The organism is Photorhabdus sp. S10-54 (assembly GCF_963878145.1).
GTDB lineage: Bacteria > Pseudomonadota > Gammaproteobacteria > Enterobacterales > Enterobacteriaceae > Photorhabdus > Photorhabdus kayaii.
The window spans coordinates 1-1,595 of the sequence record NZ_CAWNXG010000131.1 but is presented as its reverse complement, the minus strand read 5'-3'; the positions used below and the strand labels follow the sequence as shown (position 1 = coordinate 1,595).

General features: G+C 58.6%; 1 protein-coding gene. It reads right to left on the bottom strand.

The features are described 5' to 3' along the window. On the bottom strand, positions 1-1,595 hold a 1,595-nt coding region (locus AACQ83_RS24065), incomplete at both ends, for a type VI secretion system Vgr family protein (protein ID WP_112879908.1).

The following is a 1,595-nucleotide window of genomic DNA, read 5'->3' as shown; positions in this document are numbered from 1 at the left end:
CTGTCCACCAGATGCCCCAGGTTGAGCTGGCTCTTACCGCCGTATTCAGTACTCAGTTTGATGTGTTCCCGACCGCGCTCGTCGTCCATCCGCAATTTGTTATTCGCCGGGGTACGCAGGACGTTGCGTTTGTAGTTGCCCAGGGTGACGTGATCGGGGTGTTTCGAGTCATGCAGCGCATGAGCGATATAGGGCCGATCCGGGTCGCCCCCTTCAAACGCGATCGCCACCTCGGTGCCTGCCAGCAACGGCCAGTGAAAACCATAGGTGTCACCCGCGTAAGGGCGGGCCAGACGCACCCACAGGCTTTCTCCCCCCGGCGGCCAGTCTGCCCGGTCAAAGTCAAACGCCACTTTATACAACCCGTCTTTATCAATATCCCCGTACGGGTCGTTCACTACCGTACTGCTCACCCGGGCCGGCAAGGTGCCCGCTATCCGGGGTTTGGGGATCAATTCAGGCCGGAAACAGACGTTTTCCGCGTAGGGGATCGCCGTGAACGCCATTTCAAAACTGCGATCCCGGCGCGCACTGCTGCGAATACCGGTGATCACCGCCCCTTTACGGAACGCTTCCGGGGCCTCACCCCTGACTTTCAACTCCTGGCCCGGCAACAGCGTCGCGGAAGTGGTTAACCCCCGCAGTTGGGTCTGCCGATTCAGGTAGCGCTCATGGTGCAGCCGGGAGTAGAACACCCCGCTTTCCACTGCCGGATCCAGGTCGTAACGGTTGCCCAGTACCCGGTAGTTATCCCGATAATGGTACGCTTCGCCATACAGGGTCTCATCGCCCCGCGTCACATCCGCTTCGGTATCCATACCGTACTGCGGCAGCGCGTCACGGTAATTATAATCGCGGGTCACCACTTTCCCTTCCACCACCTGATGCGCGGTTTCCATCCCCCACACCGCGTCCACCTCCCCGCCGTGCATCCCTGACGGATGGCGGGCCGGCATACAGATATTCAACTGGTAGTAACGCTGATCGTCGTAAAACTCCACCACCTCAATTTTCAGCCGGTCATCCGCGGTCAGTTTGTACCAGATCCCCACTTCTGCCAGCAGACGTTGCACAAAACGCAAGTCATCTTCGTCGTACTGCATCACCTGCTCCCGCTTCGGGTAGGTGTACGCCAGGGTGAATAAGAAATCCTGGCCGCGAAAACCGTGACGTTCACGCAGGATTTTTTCCACGATTTCCGGCACCGACATCTTCTGATAAATAGCGAACTGGCGGCTTCTCGACAACAGGGCCAACCGCGGCTCCAGGGTTACGGTGTAATGGCTTTCATCCCGCGAGGTGGACAGCAGTTTAAATTCGCTGATCACCCCGTATAGCGTGCGCAAGGGAGCCGGGGGCACGATTGGCATGCCTCGCCTCCCCGGGTTGAACGGGGGTGACGTCAGGGTAAACGAGGCGTCCCGCATCAGCATCTGCGCCGGTTCGATATCCTTCACCGGGCTGGTGAATTCAATGGTATAACGAAAAGGTCGGCTTAAGGCTTCCTGCCCGCTAAAGGCCACCACATCCAGCGGTGCGGTATTTTTCCACACGGTCAGTGTGTAGCGGCTGTGATCAAAGATGATCGCCGGGGT